Genomic DNA, 26,141 nt, shown 5'->3' with positions numbered 1-26,141 from the left:
ATAAGAGTAGAGATTAAAAAGGCGGGATGAAAGATGACTTATACACATCTTCAAATTAGAAGTGGGTATAGTTTGATGAATAGCATCGTATCGATCGATGCACTCATAGAACAAGCAAAAGCATTGAATATGAATGCATTGGCGTTAACAGACGAACAAGTATTATACGGAGTCGTCCCATTTTACCAAGCATGTGAAAAAGCGGGCATAAAACCAATTATAGGCATGATGATACACGTACGAACGAATGAACGAATAGAACCGTGTATTGTTCTAGCAAAAAATAATCAAGGGTATAAACATCTCATTCAATTAAGTTCATATATTCAATTACAAGAAGAAAAAATGATAACGAAAGATACATTAAAACAATATACTGCTCATTTGATTGGAATATTACCGGCAGTCCATAGTTCATTACGTGAACATTTGCAATTATCAACATTAGATATAGCGTTAAATACGCTTCAATCATGGGAGAATCTATTCCAGAAGAATGATTTTTATATTGGAGTACAAGACCATGGGTTACAAGTGGAAAAATCTTTAAATCTTGTATTGAAGAATCTTCAAGAAACAACGCATTATCAAATGGTAGCCATTCAAGATGTTCGTTATATAAAGGCAACCGAAGCGGTAAGTTATAGTTGCTTTAAAGCGATGAAAAAAGGTGTGAAATGGCGTCCAAGTGATATGACTCGTGGAGAAAGAAATAGACACTTGCGCTCGCTTGTAGAGATGGAACAGTTATTTTCAGATTGGTCTTCTGTGATTGAACAAACGAATACAATTGTAGAAAAGTGTCATGTCCGACTTGATTTTAATAGTCGCCATTTACCATCATATCCTTTACCAGAAACGATCAATGCGAAAACGTATTTACGTCATTTATGTGAGAAGCAATTACCACTTAAGTATCGTCGAGTAACAGATGCAGTACTTAATCGACTTGAAAGAGAGTTATCGGTTATTGATTCAATGGGATTTAATGACTATTTTTTAATTGTTTGGGATTTTATAAAATATGCTAAGCAAAATGGAATTACAGTTGGACCAGGTCGTGGATCCTCTGCTGGATCAATTGTGGCATACTTATTAGATATTACAGAAGTTGATCCTTTAAAATATGACTTATTATTCGAACGATTCCTAAATCCTGAGCGTATATCATTACCAGATATAGATGTCGATTTTTCTGATATTCGCCGCGATGAAGTGATTGAATATGTTAGAGAGAAATATGGAGAAGATCATGTTGCACAAATCATTACATTCGGTACATTTGCTCCACGTTCATTAATTAGGGAACTTGTTAAAACGTTAGGTATCGATCGTCAAGATGAGCAATATATTTTACGATACGTGACAAGCGCAGGCGGACAGTCAATACGTGAGATTTTACGACAAAATCATGATTTAGTCACTTATATTGAGCAATCCGAATTGTTAAAAATGCTATTCAACATTGCAGATAAATTAGAGGGACTTCCAAGGCATGTATCGACACATGCAGCAGGAGTTGTTATTAGCGATACCGCTTTGACAGAACATGTACCAGTGACGTTAGGACCGAGTAAGACGTATTTAACACAATATCCAATGGAAGAACTAGAGGCGATTGGTTTATTAAAGTTTGATTTTTTAGGCTTACGGAATTTAAGCTTACTTGAACGAATCATCACATCGATTAAACAATTAACGAATCGAACAGTTGTGCTGAAACAAATACCTTATAATGATGAGAAGACGTTTCATCTTTTACAAAGCGGTTTAACAAACGGTATCTTTCAACTTGAATCCAAGGGAATGAAACGAGTATTAAGAGAACTAAAACCGACCGCTTTTCAAGATATTATTGCAGTCAATGCGTTATATCGCCCTGGGCCGATGGATTTTATACCAACATATATTAAACGAAAACATGGAATTGAGAAGACGACTTATCTTCATGGAGATTTAGAGCCCATTTTACAATCGACTTATGGCGTCTTAATTTATCAAGAACAAATAATACAAATCTTACACCGAATTGCAGGATATTCTTTAGGAGAGGCGGATTTATTACGGCGAGCCATTAGCAAAAAAGATGGAACGATTATTGAAACTGAAAGAACAGCTTTTATTAACGGTTGTAAAAAACGAGGATACAGTTCAAAGGTAGCCGAGGAATTATTCGATTGGATTGTAAAGTTTTCTAACTATGGTTTTCCAAAAAGTCATGCTGTAGCTTATAGTAAAATTTCTTATCAATTAGCATACTTAAAAGCCCATTATCCTTCTGTTTTTTTTGCAGAAGTGTTAAGTTCAATGGCAAACCAAGAAGATAAAATACAGTCCTACATGAAAGAGATGAAACAATTCAACATTTCAATATTAGCGCCATCCATTAATCGAAGTTTTATTAGTTATACTGTTGAGAATGGACATATTCGCATGGGATTAGCAGCGATAAAAGGTGTTGGCGCACAAACGGTTAAAGAAATTATTGATGCACGACAGGGAAGACCATTTCAAGGATTATTTGATTTTTGCTTACGTATACCAAATCATCTTCTGAAACGTTCTTTACTAGAAGCGTTAATCATGGCGGGAGCATTTGATGAATTACACGACAATCGGGCAAGTTTGTTAGCGACACTAGATCAGGCAATGGAGCAGGGGGAGCTTTTTAAAGAATTTGTTGATCAGCCTAATCTTTTCCCAGAACAATTAAAAACAGAAGAAACATATGTGGCAGTAAATGATTTTAGTCCTTTTAAGAAATTAGCTGATGAAAAAGAACTGCTCGGTATATACGTATCTGAACATCCCTTTACACGTTTTCGTCATCACTTTCGTCAAAAAGGCTTTATCGTTTTAGATGAAGCTCAACAATATTTGAATCAACGTCATGTTAAGGGCGTCATTATTGTTGAATCGATTAGAAAAATTAGAACACGCCGTGGTGATCCGATGGCTTTTCTTACTATTTCAGATGAAACTGAAGAAATGGAAGCAGTCGTCTTTCCGAATGTCTATCGCCAAATCAGTCGGTGGTTGACAGAAGAAATGGTCATTACTATTACTGGAAAGATTGAGATCAGACATAATCAATACCAATGGATCGTTGACTCAGCGCAACCTGTTGATTTAGAAAATATTCGTCCATCAGCTCGACTCTTTATTAAATGGTCTAAAGGAATTGGTCAAGATGGTGCACAAATGATTCGTAATGTGGCAAAGAAATACCCTGGTCATACATCAGTGATTATTTTTCACGAAGAACTACGAAAAACATACCAACTTAAACATGTAACCATTCATCCGACAGAAACATGCATAAATGAGTTAAAGCGTTTTTTTGGACCTGAAGCAGTTGTTTTAAAGTCTTAAATATATAAAATGAAACTCATTTGACGAATATATTTATTTGTTCGAAACACGAATTATGATATGATATTCTTTACAGATAGATGCCATCTGTTATAATGAGTTCATTAGGTAGATGGTGGTCAGACCACCTACTTAATGAACATAAGTCTCTTTGTAAATAATCAAGGAGCAATCACAAACTTAAATAAAGAGCGATGTTTACACATGCGTTAATGCATTAAGCTCATTAAGGAAAATCGACCATTCAGTTTAAGATTTCTGTTAGAAATGAAAAGGGTTTAAGTTGAGCTTTTTCACCAGGTGTTATTTGCTCATGTAAAGTCATTTATGAACGCACTGATAAGGAATATAATTATACAAATGAAGGATACAGTATAGTCGTGCAATTTAACGACTAACGATGATTTCTCGGTACTAGGACTAGGTAATATGAGTCCTGAAAGAGCGCTTTCAGCTATGTAATTAATACTGTTTTATTTGAAGCCATCAGGGGTCGATTTCTTTTCTCTTTGTTTAAATACGAATGATGTTTAGGAGCTTGTTTAACCGATAAAGGGGTTTCAATTTACATTTGATGGTGATAATTTAGAAGATATGGCTAAACTAAATTTTCTTGTTGTTCAATAAAGGAAAAGAATAGTTTGCTTATTTATGACAATCAATATGGAACAGCGCTAGTGTTAGTCACTCGTTTAACGAATACGTTGAAAATTGTTAACAAACATTTTTATCGCAAACTTGTTGTTATTGGTGGAACGATATGTATTGTAATTATAAAGCTGTTAGATAGTATCCGGTTTCCATAAAATGAGACAGTTAAGGAAACAACCAGAAAATGACCGAAAGTAAGGAGAGTACAACATCATTACCAGTCGAAAAGTCTATCAAGAAGTTCTTAAAGAAATACGTCATTACATCGATAAATATCAACTAACATCAGGTGATAAACTTCCTTCAGAGAGAGAGATGGCAGAAACTTTACAAGCTTCACGTTCATCTGTTAGAGAAGCTTTTCGCGCAATGGAACTTCTCGGATTAATAGAGATAAGGCGTGGAGAAGGAACTTTCTTAAGTACATATCGTTCATATCAATCCGTAGAACTGTTAGCTTCATTTATTTTACGTGAAAGTGATAAGAAGAATGAGTTAGTTTTCACAAAAACAATTTTGGAAAAAGAAGTATCCAAACTTGCGTTCAATCTAATAACAGAGGAAGATATAAAACAATTATCAGCTATTGTAAAGACATCATCTTATTGTATCGAAGAGCGTGAAGTCTTATTTTTTCAGACGTTATTTGAAATCGTCGATAATACGCTCTTAACAAAAATCTGGCGTCTATTACAAGCATATACACGAACGTTAGATACCATATACTATGACGTGACATTTTATGAAAATTTATTACAGCAATATATTAACAGAGATTATGATGCCATTGAAAAGGTGTTTAACAATTGGTTAAACCTAACATATAAGAAAGATTCAATTCATATGCATGAATCATCTCACAACATGCATGACTCATAATTGGTTTAGGAAAGTAGAAAAGGGGGAATTACCTTGCTAAAAGATATTTTCGGCAAGAAAAAAAGATACGCTACAATTCCTGGTGAACAAGCGAAACAAGATATTCCAGAAGGTTTAATGATAAAATGCCAATCCTGCCATAAAATTTATTATAGAAAAGAAATGCATAAAAATCTTGGTGTATGTCCGAATTGTGATTTTCACCATCAATTAAATGCATGGGAACGTATCGACAGTCTGTTTGATGAAGGGACATTTGTTGAGTGGGACAAGAATCTAATATCAAATAACCCATTAGGTTTTCCTGGTTATGAAGAAAAACTTGAAAAAGATCGTAAGAAAACGGGGTTAAATGAAGGGGTTGTAACGGGAACCGGTTTAATAGAAGGAGAACGGGTAGCATTTAGTGTCATGGATGCTGGCTTTCGTATGGGAAGTATGGGTTCTGTTGTTGGTGAAAAAATAGCCCGCGCTATTGAAAGAGCAAGAGAAGAAGCGCTACCATATATTATATTTACTGCTTCAGGTGGTGCGCGTATGCAAGAAGGGGTACTTAGTTTAATGCAAATGTCTAAAACCTCGATCGCATTAAAAAGACATTCAGAAGCAGGAAATCTCATCATCTCTGTCATGACCCATCCTACCACTGGAGGTGTCACTGCAAGTTTTGCATCATTAGGTGACTATAATTTTGCTGAGCCGCGTGCTTTAATTGGCTTTGCTGGACGTCGTATCATTGAACAAACAACTCGGGAAAGACTTCCTGATGATTTCCAGACGGCTGAGTTTCTATTAAAACATGGACAACTTGATCAAGTCATTCATCGTCATCAAATGAAGCAAACGCTAGGAACGTTATTAAAACTTCATCGGAAGGGGGCAAGTCAGTTATGAAGCATGTTCTCGAATTTGAACGTCCAATTGTCCATTTAAAAGAAAAAATTGCCGAATTAAAAGAGATAACAAAAGATAGTGAGATTGATCTTGACAATGAGATTAAAACATTAGAGAGAAAGCTAGCTTGTTTAGAAGACGATGTCTATGGCCATCTTAAACCGTGGGAGCGTGTGCAAGTGGCTAGGCATCCTGAACGACCAACGACATTAGACTATATTAAATATCTATTTACTGATTTTATGGAATTTCATGGTGACCGTCGCTTTGGAGACGATGCGGCTATTGTTACAGGTATTGCTTTTTATAAAGACCGACCTGTGACAATCATCGGTCATCAACGTGGTAAAAACACAAAGGAAAACATACGTCGTAATTTCGGTATGCCTCATCCTGAGGGTTATCGTAAAGCACTACGCCATATGAAACAAGCAGAAAAGTTTAACCGACCAGTTATTTGTTTTATCGATACGAAGGGGGCTGACCCAGGAAAGGGTTCGGAAGAAAGAGGGCAAAGTGAAGCGATTGCGCGTAATTTAATGGAAATGGGTGGCTTAAAAGTTCCTATCATCTGTATTGTAATAGGTGAAGGAGGAAGTGGTGGCGCTCTAGCACTAGGTGTAGGTGATAAAATCTATATGCTAGAGAACTCGACATATTCTGTTATTTCACCTGAAGGAGCAGCTGCTTTACTATGGAAAGACGCTAACTTAGCGCAACGAGCAGCTGAGACGATGAAAATAACTGCCCATGACTTAAAAGAGCTCGCAGTGATTGATGAAATCATACCTGAACCAAAAGGTGGCGCTCATCGCCATATAGAAGAACAAGCAAAAGCAATCGATCAAGTGATTGAATCATCATTAAAAGAATTACAATCATTATCTGTTGAAGAACTATTAGAAAAACGCTGGGAAAAATATAAAACAATTGGTGATTATGATATAAAGGAAGATTAATGATAAAATGGTTGGCGCCATCGCCAACCATTTTATATGTTATGCTAATGTGTTTTAATCAATTAATATGGCATCATATTTAATGCAATTATAAGAAGTAGTAAAACACATTTATTTATTAAAACGAACATTCAATAAATTCTTTATGTAATCATTGCTATTTCATGATTGAGGTATTATCTTTAATTATAAGAGAAATTTATATAGGGAATTTTTCTAATCGAGGTGGCGAATATGAAGAAGGTAGCAGTGTTGACGAGTGGCGGAGATTCTCCAGGTATGAACGCAGCGATTCGTGCTGTTGTTAGAAAATGTATTTATCATAATGTTGATGTTTATGGAGTTATGTATGGTTACCAAGGACTCATAGAAGGTCATATTGAAAAATTAGAAATAGGGTCTGTCGGTGATATTATCCATAGAGGTGGAACGAAACTACATTCGGCTCGATGTGAGGACTTTAAAACAGAAGAGGGTCAAAGAAAGGGGATTAATGAGCTGAAAGAGCGCGGTATAGAAGGTTTGATTGTCATTGGTGGTGACGGAAGTTTTCGTGGAGCAGAAAAACTTTCTGAAAAAGGATTTCCATGTATAGGTGTACCAGCGACAATTGATAATGATATTGCTGGGACTGATTATACGATTGGATTTGATACAGCATTGAATACGATTATTGATGCAGTGGACAAGATTCGCGATACAGCAACATCTCACGAACGTACATATGTCATTGAGGTAATGGGAAGAGATGCTGGTGATTTAGCTTTATGGGCAGGGTTAGCAGCAGGAGCTGAAAGTATACTTATTCCAGAGAAAGAAGATGATTTTCAAGATGTCGTTACCCGCTTACATCGTGGGAGAGAGCGAGGTAAAAAGCATAGTATTATCATACTCGCAGAAGGTGTAGCAAGCGGTATTGAATACGGTAAGCGAATTGAAGAAGCGACGAATTTAGAAGTCCGAGTTACTGTGCTTGGTCATATTCAACGTGGTGGTTCCCCTACTGCTTTTGACCGTGTATTAGCCAGCCGATTAGGTGCAGAAGCAGTTAACATATTATTAGCTGGTGAATCGGGTATAATGGTTGGCATAAGAAATAACCGTATTGTCGCTGATGATTTATCACAAGTTTTATCGACAAAACATATTATTGAAGAAAAAATGTTCGATTTATCGAAAGAACTTTCTATTTAAATCATGAATAGAGTTGAAGGAGGTTCATTAATGAGAAAAACAAAAATAGTTTGTACGATTGGTCCAGCATCAGAATCCCCAGAGACCTTAAAAAAATTAATTGAAGCAGGTATGAATGTCGCACGGTTGAATTTTTCTCACGGGACTTATGAAGAACATACAAAACGCATAAAAACAATTCGCCAAGTAGCTAATGAAACAGGGAAGACGGTAGCTATTCTATTAGATACGAAAGGTCCAGAAATTCGGACAGGTAAATTTCAAAACGGTGAAGCTCTGATTAATCAAGATGATATCGTGACGATAACAATGGAAGATGTTTTGGGGACGAATGAACGTTTCTCAGTATCATATAAAGGGTTAATTCATGATGTGAAAGTAGGCACGAAAATACTACTTGACGATGGCTTAATTGAGTTAGAAGTGACTAACATTCATTTAGAAAAAAAATGTATTTTAGCAAAGGCACTTAACTCGGGAATCGTTAAAGATCATAAGGGTGTCAATATACCAAATACGGTTGTTAACTTACCGGGTATGACAGAGAAAGATGCGAATGATATTCGTTTCGGGATTGAACAAGATATAGATTTTATAGCGGCTTCATTTGTTCGCCGCCCATCAGATATACTTGAGATTCGTAAATTATTAGAAAAACATGGTGGAAGTCATATCCAAATCATTCCAAAGATAGAAAATCAAGAAGGTGTCGACCGTATTGAAAGTATTTTAGAAATCAGTGATGGTTTAATGGTCGCGCGTGGGGATCTAGGGGTAGAAATTCCAGCAGAAGATGTGCCGCTAGTCCAAAAGGAACTGATTCAAAAATGTAATTTAAGCGGAAAACCAGTTATTATTGCAACACAAATGCTTGATTCAATGGAAAGAAATCCACGACCAACACGTGCAGAAGCGTCAGATGTAGCGAATGCGATATTTGATGGAACAGATGCAATTATGCTTTCAGGAGAAACAGCAGCAGGGAAATATCCTGTTGAAGCAGTGCAAACGATGGCCAATATCGCTTTAAAGGCGGAAACAGCTCTTAACTATCAACGTATTTTAAAATCACGTTCAGAATCGATCGATATGACCATCACTGAAGCAATTAGTCAGTCCGTTACACACACAGCTATGAATTTGGATGTTGGTGCAATTATAACACCAACAGAGAGTGGGTTTACAGCCCGCACGATTTCAAAATATCGTCCTAAGGCACCAATCATTGCAGTTACATCATCAGATCGTGTTAACCGTCAACTTTCACTTGTATGGGGCGTTCACTCAATCGTTGGTCCACATGCGACAACAACAGATGATATGTTAGAATTAGCGGTCGAATCAGCGTTAAGCACTAATTTATGTAAACCAGGTAGCCGTGTCATTATTACAGCTGGTGTTCCAGTAGGAGAAAGCGGTACAACAAATTTATTAAAAGTCCATATTATTGGTGATGTGATTGCAAAAGGGCAAGGGATAGGTAAACATAGTGCTTACGGAAGAGCTACTGTCGTGAAAACGGCTGAAGAAGCTAATGAAAGAGTTCAGCCAGGTGATATATTAGTAACATATGGAACAGATAAAGGAATGATTCCTGCTATTCGTAAAGCCGCTGGTATTATTACAGAAACTGGTGGACTCACATCACATGCCGCTATTGTCGGATTAGAAATGGGAATCCCTGTCGTCGTTGGCGTTTCCGGTGTTTGTGACTTAATTAAAGATGGACAAGAAATAACAATTGATGGCGTGAAAGGTGATATTTATTTAGGCCATGCAAGTGTATTATAAACCTCATGAGGTGATAGTGGATGCGATTCATTTGGCTTGTACTTCTGATTATTTCAGCTCTTGAGATCGGTATATTTATTTGGGTAGGCGGTATGATTGGTCCGTGGTGGGTTGTCATACTTATTATATTGACAGGATTACTTGGTATTTATTTGGCAAAACAACAAGGGATCGATACACTAAGACGAGCACAAGCATCGATTCATTATGGTCAAATGCCTAGTGAAGAAATCTTTGATGGTATTTGTATTATTATTGGTGGTGCATTTCTAATTACACCAGGGTTTATAACAGATATTTCTGGTTTTATTCTCGTCTTACCAATGACTAGAAACTTATTTAAAATTCAATTAAAGAAGATATTAAAGAAGATGATAGATAATCATACGATTATTTTCCGGCGTTGGTAGTATTAAGCACCTTTAATAAATCGCCAAATATAAAGGAATAATCCACTATCCTTGCAAACAACAAAAATAATAAGAATGCCAGGTGCCAATATGACACCGTTTGCCCCCCATAGTTGAAACAATAAAAATAAAATAAATAAAGTAAATAAAGGGTGGACACCGATTCTATCTGACATGATTTTAGGTTCTAATAATTGTCGAGTAATGACAGTTATGCCATAAATAATTGCAATACCGATCGTTAAAGGATAATTTCCAGTAAAAAACAAAAAAAGTATCCATGGAATAAAAACAATACCTGTACCAATTAACGGAAGTAAGTCAGCTAAAGCAGTAAGTAATGTAATGGTTAAGGCATGTTTCACCTGAAGAAATATGAGCCCAATAAGAGTAATACTTGTAGATATCGTAATGAGAAGCGTTTGCGATTTTACATAACCTAATAAGACATCTTTAAAATGTTGCATAAACAATAAGCGAAAATTGTTAAATCGGGCTGGTAATATTTGTGTTACTTTATCCTTTAACTTTTCCCAATCCATTATCATAAAAAAAGAGACTAATAAAATTAATATGAATGAAATCAATGATGATGGGAGAAATAAGAGTATACTAGGTATTTTTAATAATAATTCTTGAATAAGTGTTGCGCCTGTTTCTGCACTATTTTGAGCAATTTGTTGTATTTGCTCTTCTAGTACGATTTGTGTTTCAGGGGGCATAGATTGTAGAAATTGAAACGTTTTGTTATATATAGGAATAAGATAATATTTAAATAATTGTTCCATCGTTAATATCAATTGTCGAAAGTAATGCGGAATGATATCTGTCAGAAATTCAAATCCGTTCAGTAATTCTGACAATAAGAGAAGCCCCACAGCAATTATGATGATGCAGTTTATCAGAAGAAAGATTAATGTTGCTAATAAACGTGATAAATGTAATCGTCTCTGAAAGAATGTTAAAAATGGCTGTGCAAAAGCTGATATTATAAAAGCAATTAAAAACGGATATGTATAATAAAAGACCCATTTTATTATGACCAAACATAAAACAAATACACTAATCACGAATACGCCACGAAAAACTCGTAAAAAAAACACCTTATTCATAAGAAGACCCCATTTATTTGACAATACTTAATATTAAACTATGAAAGCAATAAATGAATTAGACTAGCTTTCCTATTTTTAAGTCATTTCAAAAAAAGGGATGTAAAATAAACGCTTTCAATTCACTTTGTCTTCAATTTGTCTTATAATGTTAAATGGGGGCGACGATATCATCATATTGTCGAAAAATATTCGTGGATAATCGTAGCTTGCTTTATACTTACGATTAACCATAAAAAAAGGAGAGGGATAGTATTATGACAGCAACAAAAGGTCTCGAAGGGGTTGTAGCAGCCCAGTCATCTATTAGTTCAATTATTGATGATCAACTCACATATGTTGGTTATACCATTGATGATTTAGCTGAAAATGCGAGCTTTGAAGAAGTAATTTATCTTTTATGGAATAAACAACTTCCTACACAAAGTCAATTAGATGCCTTGAAAAAAGAATTGGATGAAAATATGGCGTTGCCAGAAGGTGTTATAGAACATTTGCGTTCATATGATTTATCATCTGTGCATCCAATGTCAGCATTAAGAAGTGCTGTATCAGTTCTTGGTCTTTACGATAGAGAAGCAGACGTAATGGATAATGAAGCAAATAAGCGTAAAGCCATACGTATTCAAGCAAGGATTGCTTCTGTAGTTGCAGCGTTTTCGCGTCTTCGTAAAGGACAAGACCCAGTACAGCCGAAAAAAGGCTTGAGCTTTGCTGCTAATTTTCTATATATGTTAAATGGTAAGGAACCTGAACCGATTGAAGAAGAAGCGTTTAATAAAGCACTTGTTCTTCACGCAGACCATGAATTAAATGCATCCACATTTACAGCAAGAGTATGTGTGGCTACACTCTCTGATATTTATTCAGGCATAACAGCAGCTATTTCGGCACTAAAAGGTCCGCTTCATGGGGGAGCTAATGAACAAGTAATGAAAATGTTAACCGAAATAGGTGAAGAAGAAAACGCTATCCCATATGTAAAGAAAGCACTTGATAATAAGGAGAAAATTATGGGAATGGGGCATCGTGTTTATAAAACTGGTGACCCTCGTGCAAAACATCTAAAGCAAATGTCTAAACAATTAACAGAATTAATTGGTGAACCTAAATGGTACAATATGTCTGTTAAAATTGAAGAATATATTAAAAAAGAAAAAGGCCTACCAGCAAACGTAGACTTTTATTCAGCTTCTGTCTATCACTCTTTAGGTATAGATCACGATATTTTCACACCAATATTTGCGGTTAGTCGGGTGTCAGGTTGGATTGCCCATATTCTTGAGCAATATGAAAACAACCGACTTATCCGCCCGCGTGCAGAATATGTTGGTCCACAAAAGCAAGCATACGTTCCAATTGAAAAGCGCGGCTAAGAAATCTGAATAGCCGGTAGAACCGGCTATTCGTTACAAATATATGAATGATATGAAAAAGCATAAATAATTATAATATGCTAGAATATGTATTGGTAAAATATTGACTAGGAGGATACATAATGACACAAAAAGGCGAGAAAATTACTGTACAAAATGGAAAGCTAAACGTGCCTGATCATCCTATTATTCCTTTTATTGAAGGGGATGGAACAGGACCAGATATTTGGGCAGCAGCAAGTAAAGTGCTCGAAGCTGCGGTAGAAAAAGCATATGATGGTAAGAAGAGCATCGTATGGAAAGAAGTATATGCAGGTGAAAAAGCATTTAACAAAACTGGAGAATGGCTCCCGAAAGAAACATTGGAGCAGATTGAGGAATACTTAATTGCTATTAAAGGACCATTAACAACTCCAATTGGTGGTGGATTCCGCTCATTAAACGTTGCTTTACGTCAAGAGCTTGACTTATATAATTGCTTACGCCCAGTACGTTATTATAACGGTGTTCCTTCACCAGTTAAAAACCCACAAGATGTAGATATGGTTATTTTCCGTGAAAATACAGAAGATATCTATGCTGGTATCGAGTGGAAAAAAGGTTCAGACGAAGTTAAAAAAGTAATTGATTTCTTACAAAATGAAATGGGTGTTACGAATATTCGCTTCCCAGAAACATCTGGAATCGGTATTAAGCCAGTTTCTGAAGAAGGTACAAAACGTCTTGTTCGCGCAGCTATCCAGTATGCTATCGATGAAGGTCGTAAAAACGTTACCCTTGTACACAAAGGTAATATTATGAAATTTACAGAAGGTGCCTTTAAAGAATGGGGCTATGAAGTTGCTGAACAAGAATTTGGTGATAAAGTGTTCACGTGGGCAGAATATGATCGCATTGCTGAAAAAGATGGTAAGGATGCGGCAAATAAAGCGCAAGATGAAGCAGAAAATGCTGGAAAGATTATTATTAAAGATGCGATTGCAGATATCTTCTTGCAGCAAATTCTAACACGTCCAAAAGAGTTTGATGTTGTTGCCACAATGAACTTAAACGGAGACTATATTTCTGACGCTTTAGCGGCACAAGTTGGTGGAATTGGGATTGCTCCAGGGGCAAATATTAACTATGATACGGGTCATGCGATTTTTGAAGCAACACATGGAACAGCACCTAAATATGCTGGCTTAGATAAGGTAAACCCTTCATCTGTCATTCTATCAGGTGTTCTAATGCTTGAACACTTAGGGTGGAAAGAAGCTGCAGATCTCATTAACAAAGCAATGGATAAAACAATTGCTTCAAAAGTTGTCACTTATGACTTTGCTCGTTTAATGGACGGCGCTAAAGAAGTTAAATGCTCTGAGTTTGGTGATGAATTAATTAAGAATATGGACTAATTTATTTCAAAAAGTAGGTGGATCACCGTGAGTATTAAAAGAAAAAAAGTTTCTGTCATTGGCTCTGGATTCACAGGTGCAACAACTGCACTTTTGTTAGCACAGAAAGAATTGGCTGACATTGTTCTCGTTGATGTACCTAATATGGAAAAACCGACAAAAGGAAAAGCACTTGATATGTTAGAGTCGAGTCCTGTTATAGGATTTGATGTCAACGTTATCGGGACAGCAAATTATGAAGATACGAAAGACTCTGATGTTGTGATTATTACTGCGGGTATTCCACGTAAACCAGGTATGAGTCGTGATGATTTAGTGAATACAAATGCTAAAATTATGAAGTCGGTTACACAGGAAATTGTCAAATATTCACCAGACTGTTATATTATCGTATTGACCAACCCAGTTGATGCGATGACGTATACAGTATTTAAAGAGTCTGGTTTTCCTAAAGAGCGTGTGATGGGACAATCCGGTGTTCTCGATACTGCACGCTTCCGTACATTCATTGCGCAAGAACTTAACTTGTCTGTAAAGGATATTACAGCATTTGTTCTCGGTGGTCACGGAGATGATATGGTTCCATTGACGCGTTACTCTTATGCTGGTGGTATTCCATTAGAAAAACTAATATCTAAAGAACGTTTAGATGCTATTGTTGAACGAACACGTAAAGGTGGAGGAGAAATTGTTGAGCTTTTAGGAACTGGTAGTGCTTATTATGCTCCAGCAGCATCACTAGTAGAGATGGCAGAAGCTATTCTGAAAGATCAGCGCCGTGTATTACCAGCGATTGCGTATTTAGAGGGTGAATACGGTTTTTCCGACCTTTATTTAGGTGTACCAACAGTTATTGGCGGTAATGGAATCGAAGAAATTATTGAACTAGATCTTACAGATGAGGAGAAAGCAGCACTTCACCAATCAGCTGAATCTGTTAAGAAAGTAATGGATATAATCGTATAATTATTATGATTAAGCTCTCTGCTGTTATAACAGCAGAGGGTTTTTTGTTAAATAAATGACAATTGTAAATGCTATGTAAAATTTTGTTAACAATTTTATGTATGATCTAACATTAGAGAGAAACATATGTTATATATGTATATGAAATGATATATAATATAAGGTAGATTATTGGACATCTTGTTATTATTAAGGAGCTTGTTAATGTGAATAAAAAAATATTAATTGTTGACGATGAACAATCGATTGTCACATTACTAACGTATAATTTAGAGAAAGCTGGTTTTAAAACTGATGCAGCTTATGATGGGATCGAAGCTGTACGTATGATAGAAAATGACGATTATGATCTAATTATTCTTGATTTAATGTTACCGGGGTTGGATGGAATGGAAGTATGTAAGCATCTGAGACAGCAAAAAATAGAAATACCGATTTTAATGTTAACTGCAAAGGATGATGAAATCGATAAAGTGTTAGGATTAGAGTTAGGTGCCGATGATTATTTGACAAAGCCTTTTAGCCCGAAAGAAGTCGTAGCACGAATTAAAGCGATCTTACGTCGTGCGAATCGCCAAACGAGTCTGGATCAATTTGCGATGATCCAAATTGGAGAATTAAAAATTTATCCAGAGCGCTATGAAGTAGAAAAAAATAACCAGTTAATTAGTTTCACACGAAAGGAATTTGAACTGTTACATTATTTAGCTACAAATGTGGAGAAGGTGCTATCACGTGATCAGCTATTAAGTGCAGTTTGGAATTATGATTTTGTAGGTGACACTAGAATTGTCGATGTTCATATTAGCCATTTACGTGATAAAATAGAGTCAGATACGAAGAAACCTGAATATATTAAAACAGTGCGTGGTATCGGATATAAGCTGGAGGAACCCGTAAAATGAATGAATCTTTTTCAAAGTTAAAATTTGCTTATGCTTTTGCTCTCTTTATTTTATTAGGTGTAGTAGGAGCTGTATTAAGTTTAATAGTGGAAGATTATATTATTCTTGTTTCGGTTCTCGGTATCTTATATATTATATTATTAATTATTTTATTAAACGTATTTCATAAATATATTAAACCGGTTCAAGTTGCCTCTAAAACAATGGGAGAATTATTAAAAGGGAATTATCGAGCGCGTGTCCATCATCCATTCAATGGTAGTATTGGCGATTTAAGTCGTAAAATTAATGAATTAGCACGCAATTTAAGTGAACTGTCCATCAATGAACAAATGCAAGCTGATCAATTGAAAACAGTGATAGATAACACAGAAAGCGGACTTGTATTAATTGATGAGAAAGGATATATTCATCTCGTAAATCGCAAGTTTCTCTCTATGTTTGGTGGAAGGCAGCGTGATTATGTTGGCTATCTATACTATGATGTGATGCATCAGACAGAGATTCATCGCACCGTTCAAGAAACGTTTTTATATGAAGAAAACGTGAAAAAATCAATTACACTTGAGAAGGACAGACGTCAGATTTATATTGAAGTTGTCGGTGCCCCTATATTTACTGATCGAAAACTCCTTAAAGGAGCCGTATTAGCTTTTTATGATATTACTGATTTTAAAAACGTTGAAGTCATGCGTAAAGACTTTGTCGCTAATGTTTCACATGAATTAAAAACGCCTATTACATCTATTACAGGTTTTGCTGAGACATTGCTTGACGAAGGTTTAAGCAATCCAGATATTAACCGTCAATTCACTGAAATTATTTATAATGAGAGTAAACGACTTAAAGTTTTAATTAATGATTTACTAACCTTATCGAAATTGGAAAAAGAAGGATTTGCTCTATCTTATTCAGATACATATTTGTTACAAATCGTTAATGAAGTCCTACCTGCATTTAAACAAAAAATAGCAGAAAAAGATATTGTAGTTGAGACATACATTGAAGATTCAATACATCTTAAAGCTGATCGAGAGAAGCTAAAGCAAATATTAATAAATTTGTTAGCAAATGCGATTAATTACACACCTGAGCAAGGTAAAATAAAGATTCAAGCCATTGAAAATGAAACAGATGTCCACGTTATGATTAGTGATACAGGTATAGGGATACCTCCAGATGTTACACATCGCATTTTTGAGCGTTTTTTCCGAGTAGATAAGGCTAGAAGTCGTGATACAGGAGGTACTGGGTTAGGGTTAGCGATTGTTAAACATATTACAGAACTTCATGGTGGAAAAGTATTCGTAGAAAGTAAATTAAATAAAGGTTCGACATTTACAGTTATGTTACCGAAGAATCTAGATAAGTGAAGTGTTCTCTTATGATGAGAACACTTCACTCTTTTTATACGTTCATTTTCCCGTTCTCTTAATCCATGATAAAATAGAAAGAGTAGAATTAACGAGGAGGATATAAGATGAAGAATAAACTCGTTTTAGTTGATGGTAATAGCATTGTTTACCGTGCATTCTTTGCTTTGCCACTATTGAATAATGATAAAGGCGTCTATACGAATGCAGTTTATGGCTTTACAACGATGTTATTACGTATATTAGAAGAGGAAAATCCAAGTCATATGCTTGTTGCATTTGATGCTGGCAAGACAACCTTTCGTCATAAAACATATAAAGACTATAAAGGAGGTCGAGAGAAAACACCACCTGAACTTTCTGAGCAATTTCCACTTGTAAGAGAATTGTTAGACGCCTTTCAAATTAAACATTATGAGCTTGAAGCGTATGAAGCTGATGATATCATCGGTACGTTAGCTAAGGGTGTTGACGCAAAAGACTGGGAAATTAAGATATATTCTGGAGATAAAGACCTCCTTCAGCTCGTTGATGAACATATAACACTTGCCATGACTCGTAAAGGAATTAGTGAAATTGAAACATTTACACCCCAATATATGAAAGAAAAATTAGAAGTCACGCCTGAACAGATTATTGATTTAAAAGCACTTATGGGAGATAAGTCAGATAATATTCCTGGTGTGCCAGGTGTTGGAGAGAAGACAGCGACTAAATTACTTAAACAATATGACACACTGGAAAATGTTTATGCCCATATAGACGAACTTCCTGGAAAAAAGTTAAAAGAAAATCTCATAACTTACAAAGAAGATGCCTTTTTGAGTAAAGAGCTTGTGACGATAAATTGTGAGTCACCTGTTGAAATAAAGACGAAAGATATCACATATGTTGGTCATGATACGACCGAAGTAACACGTTTATTTAAAGATTTAGGCTTTCAATCTTTATTAAATCGGATGGATGGAGATAACTTACTTGATCACGAAAATGATTGGAAAGAGATTTCCTATAAAGTGTTAGATGAGGTTACTCAGAATATTTTCACGGGAAAAGACGCTTTATTCTTAGAAATTCTAGAAGAGAACTATCATCAAGAACCGATTATCGGGATTGGAATAGCTAATGAGAGAGGTGTTTATCTTTTTTCGATCGACACAGCTCTGAATAGTTCAGCATTTAAAGAATGGGTTGAAGATGAAACTAAAGAAAAAATAGTATTTGATACGAAGAAGTCTCTTGTGTTAATGTTAAGGAATGGTCTACAACTAAAAGGAATCACATTTGATATGCTACTTGCTTCTTATTTACTTAATCCAGCAGAGAATCATGATACGATACCAGAAATTGCTCATGAAATGAATAAAAAACAAGTCAAATATGATGCGGAAGTGTATGGTAAAGGTAAAAGTAAAAAAATACCAGAGCTTGATGTCTTTCATGACCATCTCGCACGTAAAGTTAAATTGCTATTTGAATTAAAGGATGAGATAGCGCATCAATTACAAGAGAACGAACAGTATCAACTATTATTTGATCTAGAAATGCCACTTGCTCATATATTAGCTGAAATGGAGTATACAGGTGTTAAAGTTGATGTTGCTCGATTAGAAAAAATGGGTACTGAACTTAAGGAGCGATTAGATACGATTGAAAGAGAAGTCATTGAGTTAGCAGGAGAGTCTTTTAATCTTAATTCACCGAAACAACTAGGTATTATTTTGTTTGAAAAATTAGGCTTGCCAGTCATTAAAAAAACAAAGACAGGTTACTCAACAGCAATTGATGTGTTAGAGAAACTGTATGATAAGCATGACATTATTCCGAAAATTGTACTTTATCGTCAGTTAGGAAAGCTCCAATCCACATATATTGAAGGATTATTAAAAGTTGTTCATACGGAAACGGAAAAAATTCATACCCGATTTAACCAAGCTTTAACACAAACAGGACGATTAAGCTCAGTTGACCCGAACTTACAGAATATCCCCATTCGCTTAGAAGAAGGGCGTAAAATTCGCCAAGCATTTGTCCCATCTGAAAAGGATTGGGTTATCTTTTCTTTCGACTATTCACAAATTGAATTACGTGTCTTAGCACATATTTCTAATGATGAGAGACTTACCAGAGCTTTTAAAGATGATATGGATATTCATACGCAAACAGCAATGGATGTTTTTCATGTAGATAAGGAATCGGTCACATCAGATATGAGAAGACAAGCAAAAACAGTCAATTTTGGTATTGTTTACGGGATTAGTGATTATGGATTATCGCAAAATTTAGGGATAACGCGAAAAGAGGCAAAGAAGTTTATTGACACGTACTTTGAAATCTATCCAGGTGTCAAACAATATATGAAAGATATCGTTCAGGAAGCAAAGCACAAAGGTTATGTGACGACAATCATGCAAAGGCGACGCTATTTACCTGATATTACAAGTCGAAACTTTAACTTGAGAAGTTTCGCGGAACGAACGGCTATTAATACACCGATCCAAGGAAGTGCAGCCGATATTATTAAAAAGGCAATGATTGATTTAGATGAACAATTAAAGAAACATCAATTAAACGCTAGGCTATTACTCCAAGTCCATGACGAGCTCATATTAGAAGCACCAGAAGAAGAAGTCAAGCAATTAATTGAGCTTGTCACAGATTGTATGGAAAATGCTGTTTCACTAAATGTGCCGTTAAAGGTAGATTATTCATACGGGAAAAGCTGGTTTGATGCGAAGTAAGGGGAATGATGTATGCCAGAATTACCAGAAGTTGAAACAATTAAAAACACTTTGAAGCACTTGATTATTCATAAAACGATAGAGAAAGTCTTTGTTTATTGGCCAAATATCATTAAACAACCAGATGACGCGGAACAATTTAAATATCTTTTGCAAGGCCAGACGATTTATGATATCCATAGAAAAGGAAAATTTCTTCTATTTGAATTAGATGACTATATGTTAGTATCTCATTTAAGAATGGAAGGAAAATATAACGTTTTTCAACATACTGAACCAACTAAGAAACATACCCATATTATTTTCTCGTTTACGGATGGACAAGAACTAAGATATAACGATGTACGGAAATTTGGTACGATGCATCTCATTCCAAAAGGTCAAGAGTTAAAACAAAAACCACTGAATCAACTTGGACCAGATCCATTTGATGCTGAGTTTACATTGACGTATTTTCATAATAAATTAGAGAAGACGTCACGACATATTAAAGCAGCATTACTTGATCAAACCATTGTAGCTGGACTCGGTAATATTTATGTGGACGAAACATTGTTCAAAGCTCGCGTTCATCCGATGAAACGGGCACACCAATTGACGAAGCGTGAAATAAAACATATTAAAGATGCGGCAATTTCTGTTTTAACAGATGCCATTAAGTTAGGTGGGACAACGATTCGTTCTTACGTTAACAGTCAAGGTGATATAGGGATGTTTCAACAACGTTTATTTGTCTATGGAAGAGAAGGAGAATCTTGTCAAGCATGTGGTTCGGTCATAGAAAAAATGAAAGTGGCGGGTCGAGGAACTCATATCTGTCCGTTTTGTCAAAAACAAGATTAAAAACAGAAAAGGAAGGATACGATGACTTGTGTAATCGGATTAACTGGCAGTATTGCTAGTGGGAAAAGTACAGTATCTTTAATGTTTGATGAATTCAATATTCCTGTTATTGATGCAGATAAAATAGCACGTCAAGTTGTAGAGCCAGATGAACCTGCATATAAAGAGATTGTGGAAACATTTGGCGAAGATATGTTACGTAAAGACCGTACGATTGATCGTAAAAAATTAGGCGAAGTTGTTTTTGCTAATAAAGAAAAGCTTAATAAACTAAATGCAATTGTCCATCCTGCTATTCGAAAACGTATGATAGAAAAAAGAGATGCTTATATTAAAGCTGGTGAAAAATGTGTTGTCTTAGATATACCATTATTATTTGAAAATAAATTACAACATTTGGTAGATCGAACAGTTCTTGTTTATGTTGATGAGTCTGTACAATTAGAACGTCTAATGAAACGTGATCATTTTACGGAAATTGAAGCTAAACAACGGATTAATTCACAGCTTTCTTTAAAAGAAAAAGCAAAGTTGGCGGATGTCATTATCGATAATAATGGTTCAAAACATGAATCATTTGTTCAACTAGAACGACTTCTAAAAGAATGGGGAATCATTTAATAATCAATGTCCTGATTCTTAAGATTAATTTATAGCCCGCTATGAGTTGTGATGAGAAATGTTTCTTTCTATGAATATAAACTTTGATTTTAACGAATAACGATAGTAAAATGCCTCACTTTATCTATTAGGGAAGACTCTTTTCATAGATTCTATATAAAGAGTCACATTTTTAAATGTAATATGTTATACTATTATTGGTTTTTAACAAATAAAGTATGACATATACAGGAGGAATACAGATGAACAAGATCCGTATTGCGATAAATGGTTTCGGTCGCATCGGGCGTATGGTTTTCCGACAAGCAATGAAAGATGAACAGTTAGAAGTAGTCGCAGTAAATGCTAGTTATCCAGCTGAAACATTAGCACACTTAGTAAAATACGATAGTGTCCACGGTACTTTTGATGGCGAAGTTAAAGCGACTGACGATGGAATAGAAGTAGATGGTCAATCCGTTAAACTAGTTAGCTCTAGAAATCCAGAAGAATTGCCATGGGAAGAGCTTCAGATAGATGTTGTAGTTGAAGCGACAGGCGCATTTAGAACAAAAGAATCTGCGGGTCTACATTTAAAAGCAGGTGCTAAGAAAGTCGTTATTACAGCACCAGGCAAAGAAGTTGATCGAACAATTGTTATGGGTGTTAATCATGAAACATATGAAGAAACAGACACAGTTATATCTAATGCGTCATGTACTACAAACTGTTTAGCGCCAGTTGTGAAGGTGCTGGATGATCATTTTAAAATTAAAAATGGACTGATGACAACTGTTCATGCGTTTACAAACGATCAGAAAAACTTAGATAATCCACATAAAGATTTACGTCGCGCACGTGGTTGCACACAATCTATTATTCCAACATCAACAGGTGCAGCTAAAGCATTAGGAGAGGTTTTACCACATTTAAAAGGTAAACTTCACGGTATGGCTTTACGTGTTCCAACCCCGAATGTTTCATTGGTGGACTTAGTCGTTGATGTAGAAAAGCCTGTCACAGTGGATGAAATAAATGATGCTTTCAAACTAGCAGCAAAAGAACAATTAAAAGGGATTATGGAATATACGGAAGAACCACTTGTTTCTATTGATTTTACAACAACTGAATCATCAGCTATCGTTGATGGTCTCTCAACAATGGTAATGGATGATCATAAGGTGAAAGTATTAGCATGGTATGATAATGAGTGGGGTTATTCAAGCCGTGTCATTGATTTAACGAAATACGTAGGCAAATCATTAGCGAAATAGTATATAAGCTATAAAAAGAGAGTTGTTTTGACATAAGTCAAACAACTCTTTTGCATTTTTAAAGAACAAAATGAACTTTCGATTCTTTATTGAAATTGAAAAACATGTTAGAATGGTTAGAGTATCAGTTATTTTGATAGAAAATATGGTGAGATTTATATGCCTTTTATGAATTTTTTTCAAAGCATTCTGAAACACATGATCAACATGAGCTAGATGAGCTTAAAACGCGCTATTATAAAACAACAGCAAAAGAAGCTTTTAATGTTTTAATACAAATATTTCGACAAACATGTGAAGTTACCATTCATGCCATCGCCATCACTAGAGAACGTGGGGAATTAATGATAAAGGTAAGAAGGCATTTGTGGTTGCTTCAGTTGTTATGGTAAAACCTTTTAAACGGCAATTGATTTTACAGTTACAATAGAGACAGTTTTACCATTTGATTTCGGATTCAGTACAAAGCTAATAAAATCATTTTATCATATACTAGATAAAAGATTACCGAAAATGATAATGAACGAGAATATAAATGAAATCTAACGCAATTGGGAGCGAACAAAATGAGATGTCCAACATGCCAAAACAAAAATTCAAAAGTTCTAGATTCACGTCCAATTGAAGATGGACGTTCCATTCGTCGTAGGAGAGAATGTGATGCGTGTGGCTATCGCTTTACTACCTTTGAAAGAACTGAAAAGGTTCCCTTAATGGTTGTAAAGAAAGATGGGGCACGTCAGGAATTTAATCGTGAAAAGCTTACACGTGGTATTATGAAAGCCTGTGAAAAGCGCCCAGTCTCAGTAGAAACTATTGAAAATATGGTGCATCAAATAGAGAAGGAACTTCGTAATAAAAACACGGCTGAAGTTAATAGTAAAGAAATTGGTGAAAAAGTTATGGAGCAACTTGCACAAGTTGATGAAGTCGCTTATGTTCGCTTCGCCTCTGTTTATCGCCAGTTTAAAGATATTACTGTGTTTATGAACGAATTAAAAGAATTAATTGATGCTGATAAAGAGAAATAATTGATCATTTACATCAAGAAAGGGTTATGAAAATGAATTTCATTGGCAAGATTTTACCAAATGATGGATATAAAGTGACGATTAAAGGTCATTTACCTGTAGATTATACCATTTCATTAACCCATTTATATCAACCAATAATAGGCATTCATGCTGTTATGTTATATCAAACGCTTTTACATGATGCTACAATCTTTTCGCAAACTGAATTCACAACTCATCACCAGCTTATGAGTTGTATGGGACTGCCTTTAGATGAAATATATGAAGCACGATTAAAATTAGAAGCAATTGGTCTTATGAACACATATGAAATAGACGAGGAAACTTTTTCAGGCTTTAGCTATGGCTTAATCGGCCCCTTTTCACCAAAGCAATTTTTCCAAGATGCGATGCTTTCACAGCTCTTATATCATCAAATTGGAACATATCGTTATCATCAATTACAGGATCGTTTTATAAATGGAGACTCAGAACAAGGAAAGGACATAACAGCTTCATTTGAGACGGTGTTTAAAGGAGTTCGTTTCACTAACGGCCCAATCCAACTTAAACAAACAGATCATATTAAACAGCTCGGACCAAACATACAAGAGATAGATTTCAATTGGCTTGCCCATGTTTTAAAGAAACAAATGATACCACCTGAACGCGTATTAACGGCTACAAATCGACGTATCATTAGCCAAATGAAAATATTGTATGACCTTGCGAATCACGAAATTGAAAAATGTGTTTTATGGGCTGTTACAGAAGATCATACAATAAATATTGAGGAGTTTAAACAAGCTTGTCATGATACATTTATGATGAATAAGAAGTATCAAACATTTGAATCAGTTAAACCTAAACAAATTAGTTTAGACAAACATCAAGCCGAATCACAAACAAAGCAACCAAGAACAAAAGAAGAAAAACTTATCCAAATTTTAGAAACAATTTCTCCACAACAATTATTAGCTGATTTATCGAATGGTCATAAAGCTTCAGAACAGGATTTGACGATAGTGCGTGATATTATGCTATCACAAGGTTTACCAGCTCCGGTTATGAACGTATTGATTCATTACGTCTTATTACAATCAGATATGCGGCTGTCAAGAAAATACATGGAAACAATTGCTAGTCACTGGTCACGTGCTAATTTAAAAACAGCTAAAGAAGCGATGGCTTTTGCTAAGAAGCAACAAAAACAATTTGATAAACGGCGTTCAAACAAACAAACCACTTCGTACTACAATAAACATCCGAAATCAGCTGATGTTATACCTGATTGGTTCAAAAATAGGCAACAAAATCAAGAAGCAAAACAACCGAAGTCAAAACCAGTAATTGATGTCCAAAAAGAAAAAGAGAAAATGGCAGATTTTATTAAAAGACACGCTAAGAATTAATTTTAATAACTAAGCGAGGGAGAGACGATGAAACCAGTCCAATCAACTTTAAAAAAATGGCTTAAAACGAATAAGAATTTTCAAGAACATTATTCAAAGCTTAAACAAGATGTATTAAATGATTCGAACATTGAGACGTTTTTAATGAATCACCCTGAATTAACTTCAAGCGACATAGAAAGAAACTTGATGAAATTATATGAATATAGAAGTCAGTGTAGAAACTGTCAAAACTGCCATTCACTTCATTCATGTCGAAATATGATAAAAGGTTATTCTCCTGTACTAGAAGTAGTTGATCGTGATATTCATCTCTCGTATAAAAAGTGTCAGTATCTCATAGAGTATGAGCGTGAGCGTGAAAAAACGAAACTCATTCAAAGTCTATATATGCCAAAAGATATTTTAGAAGCATCGATTGAAGACATAGATAATGATTCTGAACGTGGACAAGCTGTTTTAGAATTGCACCGTTTTATTAGACAGGTGAAAGATGGTATACCAGAGAAGGGCATTTATTTCCATGGACCATTCGGAGTCGGTAAGACGTATTTCTTAGGTGCATTAGCCAATACATTAAAGAATTTTAATATTTCTTCAACACTTATATATATGCCAGAACTTGTTCGTGAAATGCGCGCATCACTAAAAGATGACTCAGTAAATAAAAAAATAGACATTTTTAAAAAAGCGGATGTTCTTATGCTAGATGATATTGGAGCGGAATTACAGTCAGCATGGTTTCGTGATGAAATCCTTGGATCGATTTTACAGTTTCGCATGATGGAAAAACGCCCAGTTTTCTTTACATCCAATTATAGTTTAGATCAATTAGAGACGATGCTTGCCACGACAAGAAGTGGTGTAGAAACTGTGAAGGCCGGAAGAATAATTGAACGAATCAAACAAGTAAGTCGAGAAGTTCCTGTATATGGAAAGAACCGTCGCGAATAGAAGGCGTCTGATGAATGATCAGACG

The 26,141-nt window shown here is 35.3% G+C and carries 21 protein-coding genes; 20 read left to right on the top strand and 1 reads right to left on the bottom strand.

Annotated elements, in window-relative coordinates; translation table 11 throughout:
* Nucleotides 1-33 precede the first annotated feature (33 nt).
* The 8 genes from dnaE (at nucleotide 34) to HNQ35_RS04460 (ending at nucleotide 10,150) form a co-directional block, all read left to right on the top strand.
* On the top strand, nucleotides 34-3,372 hold the full coding sequence (dnaE, locus tag HNQ35_RS04495) for a DNA polymerase III subunit alpha (RefSeq protein WP_146937774.1): 3,339 nt from the start codon (nucleotides 34-36) through the stop codon (nucleotides 3,370-3,372).
* Nucleotides 3,373-4,013: 641 nt separating this feature from the next.
* Nucleotides 4,014-4,178, top strand: coding sequence for a hypothetical protein (locus HNQ35_RS04490; RefSeq protein WP_170226664.1), 165 nt, complete (start codon nucleotides 4,014-4,016; stop codon nucleotides 4,176-4,178).
* 55 nt (nucleotides 4,179-4,233) lie between these two features.
* Complete coding sequence (locus HNQ35_RS04485) at nucleotides 4,234-4,902, top strand: FadR/GntR family transcriptional regulator (RefSeq protein WP_146937772.1); 669 nt, start codon at nucleotides 4,234-4,236, stop codon at nucleotides 4,900-4,902.
* A gap of 33 nt (nucleotides 4,903-4,935) precedes the next feature.
* Complete coding sequence (accD, locus tag HNQ35_RS04480) at nucleotides 4,936-5,796, top strand: acetyl-CoA carboxylase, carboxyltransferase subunit beta (RefSeq protein ID WP_146937770.1); 861 nt, start codon at nucleotides 4,936-4,938, stop codon at nucleotides 5,794-5,796.
* Entirely contained in the window at nucleotides 5,793-6,755 is a 963-nt protein-coding gene (gene accA / locus HNQ35_RS04475; protein ID WP_146937768.1) for an acetyl-CoA carboxylase carboxyl transferase subunit alpha, read from the top strand. Before accD ends, accA begins: the two co-directional genes overlap by 4 nt.
* Nucleotides 6,756-6,989: 234 nt before the next feature.
* Nucleotides 6,990-7,949, top strand: coding sequence for a 6-phosphofructokinase (gene pfkA, locus HNQ35_RS04470; protein ID WP_146937766.1), 960 nt, complete (start codon nucleotides 6,990-6,992; stop codon nucleotides 7,947-7,949).
* A gap of 30 nt (nucleotides 7,950-7,979) precedes the next feature.
* On the top strand, nucleotides 7,980-9,740 hold the full coding sequence (gene pyk / locus HNQ35_RS04465) for a pyruvate kinase (RefSeq protein WP_146937764.1): 1,761 nt from the start codon (nucleotides 7,980-7,982) through the stop codon (nucleotides 9,738-9,740).
* A gap of 20 nt (nucleotides 9,741-9,760) precedes the next feature.
* Nucleotides 9,761-10,150: an FxsA family protein gene (locus HNQ35_RS04460; protein WP_146937761.1), complete on the top strand. Its 390-nt coding sequence runs from the start codon at nucleotides 9,761-9,763 to the stop codon at nucleotides 10,148-10,150.
* Nucleotides 10,151-10,152: 2 nt separating this feature from the next.
* Here HNQ35_RS04460 and ytvI read toward each other — a convergent pair whose 3' ends face one another.
* Nucleotides 10,153-11,262 carry a sporulation integral membrane protein YtvI gene (gene ytvI / locus HNQ35_RS04455; RefSeq protein ID WP_146937758.1) on the bottom strand — a complete coding sequence of 370 codons (1,110 nt, stop codon included), beginning with the start codon at nucleotides 11,260-11,262 and terminating at the stop codon, nucleotides 10,153-10,155.
* Between the two features lie 257 nt (nucleotides 11,263-11,519).
* On the opposite strand from ytvI, the gene citZ reads away from it, so the two are divergent.
* The 12 genes from citZ to dnaI all read left to right on the top strand — a co-directional run bounded on the left by citZ (nucleotide 11,520) and on the right by dnaI (nucleotide 26,116).
* Nucleotides 11,520-12,638 carry a citrate synthase gene (gene citZ, locus HNQ35_RS04450; RefSeq protein WP_146937756.1) on the top strand — a complete coding sequence of 373 codons (1,119 nt, stop codon included), beginning with the start codon at nucleotides 11,520-11,522 and terminating at the stop codon, nucleotides 12,636-12,638.
* Between the two features lie 122 nt (nucleotides 12,639-12,760).
* On the top strand, nucleotides 12,761-14,035 hold the full coding sequence (gene icd, locus HNQ35_RS04445) for an NADP-dependent isocitrate dehydrogenase (protein WP_146937755.1): 1,275 nt from the start codon (nucleotides 12,761-12,763) through the stop codon (nucleotides 14,033-14,035).
* Nucleotides 14,036-14,062: 27 nt separating this feature from the next.
* Nucleotides 14,063-15,001 (top strand): malate dehydrogenase, encoded by a 939-nt coding sequence (mdh, locus tag HNQ35_RS04440; protein ID WP_146937753.1) that lies wholly within the window; start codon nucleotides 14,063-14,065, stop codon nucleotides 14,999-15,001.
* 206 nt (nucleotides 15,002-15,207) lie between these two features.
* Nucleotides 15,208-15,906: a response regulator transcription factor gene (locus tag HNQ35_RS04435; RefSeq protein WP_146937751.1), complete on the top strand. Its 699-nt coding sequence runs from the start codon at nucleotides 15,208-15,210 to the stop codon at nucleotides 15,904-15,906.
* Nucleotides 15,903-17,279, top strand: a complete 1,377-nt coding sequence (gene pnpS / locus HNQ35_RS04430) for a two-component system histidine kinase PnpS (protein WP_146937749.1) — start codon at nucleotides 15,903-15,905, stop codon at nucleotides 17,277-17,279. The genes HNQ35_RS04435 and pnpS overlap by 4 nt, the downstream gene beginning before the upstream one ends.
* A gap of 107 nt (nucleotides 17,280-17,386) precedes the next feature.
* The gene (gene polA, locus HNQ35_RS04425; protein ID WP_146937747.1) at nucleotides 17,387-20,020 is read left to right on the top strand and encodes a DNA polymerase I; all 2,634 of its coding nucleotides are present in this window, start codon (nucleotides 17,387-17,389) and stop codon (nucleotides 20,018-20,020) included.
* A 12-nt stretch (nucleotides 20,021-20,032) separates the two neighbouring features.
* Nucleotides 20,033-20,863, top strand: a complete 831-nt coding sequence (mutM, locus tag HNQ35_RS04420) for a DNA-formamidopyrimidine glycosylase (protein ID WP_146937745.1) — start codon at nucleotides 20,033-20,035, stop codon at nucleotides 20,861-20,863.
* Nucleotides 20,864-20,884: 21 nt separating this feature from the next.
* Nucleotides 20,885-21,484, top strand: a complete 600-nt coding sequence (coaE, locus tag HNQ35_RS04415; protein ID WP_146937743.1) for a dephospho-CoA kinase — start codon at nucleotides 20,885-20,887, stop codon at nucleotides 21,482-21,484.
* A gap of 242 nt (nucleotides 21,485-21,726) precedes the next feature.
* Nucleotides 21,727-22,737: a glyceraldehyde-3-phosphate dehydrogenase gene (locus HNQ35_RS04410; protein ID WP_146937741.1), complete on the top strand. Its 1,011-nt coding sequence runs from the start codon at nucleotides 21,727-21,729 to the stop codon at nucleotides 22,735-22,737.
* A 566-nt stretch (nucleotides 22,738-23,303) separates the two neighbouring features.
* The gene (gene nrdR, locus HNQ35_RS04405) at nucleotides 23,304-23,768 is read left to right on the top strand and encodes a transcriptional regulator NrdR (RefSeq protein ID WP_146937739.1); all 465 of its coding nucleotides are present in this window, start codon (nucleotides 23,304-23,306) and stop codon (nucleotides 23,766-23,768) included.
* A gap of 32 nt (nucleotides 23,769-23,800) precedes the next feature.
* Entirely contained in the window at nucleotides 23,801-25,162 is a 1,362-nt protein-coding gene (locus HNQ35_RS04400; protein ID WP_146937737.1) for a replication initiation and membrane attachment family protein, read from the top strand.
* Nucleotides 25,163-25,189: 27 nt separating this feature from the next.
* Nucleotides 25,190-26,116 (top strand): primosomal protein DnaI, encoded by a 927-nt coding sequence (dnaI, locus tag HNQ35_RS04395; protein WP_146937735.1) that lies wholly within the window; start codon nucleotides 25,190-25,192, stop codon nucleotides 26,114-26,116.
* Nucleotides 26,117-26,141 lie beyond the last annotated feature (25 nt).

The sequence above is a fragment of the Cerasibacillus quisquiliarum genome (assembly GCF_014202495.1).
Classification (GTDB): domain Bacteria; phylum Bacillota; class Bacilli; order Bacillales; family Amphibacillaceae; genus Cerasibacillus; species Cerasibacillus quisquiliarum.
Note: the sequence above shows the minus strand (reverse complement) of the source record. Positions and strands in the feature narration are given on the sequence as shown.

What these genes read in the sequence shown, in the direction of transcription:
- dnaE (WP_146937774.1), top strand. Translation starts at nt 34, where the DNA reads ATGACTTATACACATCTTCAAATTAGAAGTGGGTATAGTTTGATGAAT.
- accA (WP_146937768.1), top strand. Translation starts at nt 5,793, where the DNA reads ATGAAGCATGTTCTCGAATTTGAACGTCCAATTGTCCATTTAAAAGAA.
- pfkA (WP_146937766.1), top strand. Translation starts at nt 6,990, where the DNA reads ATGAAGAAGGTAGCAGTGTTGACGAGTGGCGGAGATTCTCCAGGTATG.
- pyk (WP_146937764.1), top strand. Translation starts at nt 7,980, where the DNA reads ATGAGAAAAACAAAAATAGTTTGTACGATTGGTCCAGCATCAGAATCC.
- HNQ35_RS04460 (WP_146937761.1), top strand. Translation starts at nt 9,761, where the DNA reads ATGCGATTCATTTGGCTTGTACTTCTGATTATTTCAGCTCTTGAGATC.
- ytvI (WP_146937758.1), bottom strand. Translation starts at nt 11,262, where the DNA reads ATGAATAAGGTGTTTTTTTTACGAGTTTTTCGTGGCGTATTCGTGATT.
- citZ (WP_146937756.1), top strand. Translation starts at nt 11,520, where the DNA reads ATGACAGCAACAAAAGGTCTCGAAGGGGTTGTAGCAGCCCAGTCATCT.
- icd (WP_146937755.1), top strand. Translation starts at nt 12,761, where the DNA reads ATGACACAAAAAGGCGAGAAAATTACTGTACAAAATGGAAAGCTAAAC.
- pnpS (WP_146937749.1), top strand. Translation starts at nt 15,903, where the DNA reads ATGAATGAATCTTTTTCAAAGTTAAAATTTGCTTATGCTTTTGCTCTC.
- polA (WP_146937747.1), top strand. Translation starts at nt 17,387, where the DNA reads ATGAAGAATAAACTCGTTTTAGTTGATGGTAATAGCATTGTTTACCGT.
- mutM (WP_146937745.1), top strand. Translation starts at nt 20,033, where the DNA reads ATGCCAGAATTACCAGAAGTTGAAACAATTAAAAACACTTTGAAGCAC.
- coaE (WP_146937743.1), top strand. Translation starts at nt 20,885, where the DNA reads ATGACTTGTGTAATCGGATTAACTGGCAGTATTGCTAGTGGGAAAAGT.
- HNQ35_RS04410 (WP_146937741.1), top strand. Translation starts at nt 21,727, where the DNA reads ATGAACAAGATCCGTATTGCGATAAATGGTTTCGGTCGCATCGGGCGT.
- nrdR (WP_146937739.1), top strand. Translation starts at nt 23,304, where the DNA reads ATGAGATGTCCAACATGCCAAAACAAAAATTCAAAAGTTCTAGATTCA.
- HNQ35_RS04400 (WP_146937737.1), top strand. Translation starts at nt 23,801, where the DNA reads ATGAATTTCATTGGCAAGATTTTACCAAATGATGGATATAAAGTGACG.
- dnaI (WP_146937735.1), top strand. Translation starts at nt 25,190, where the DNA reads ATGAAACCAGTCCAATCAACTTTAAAAAAATGGCTTAAAACGAATAAG.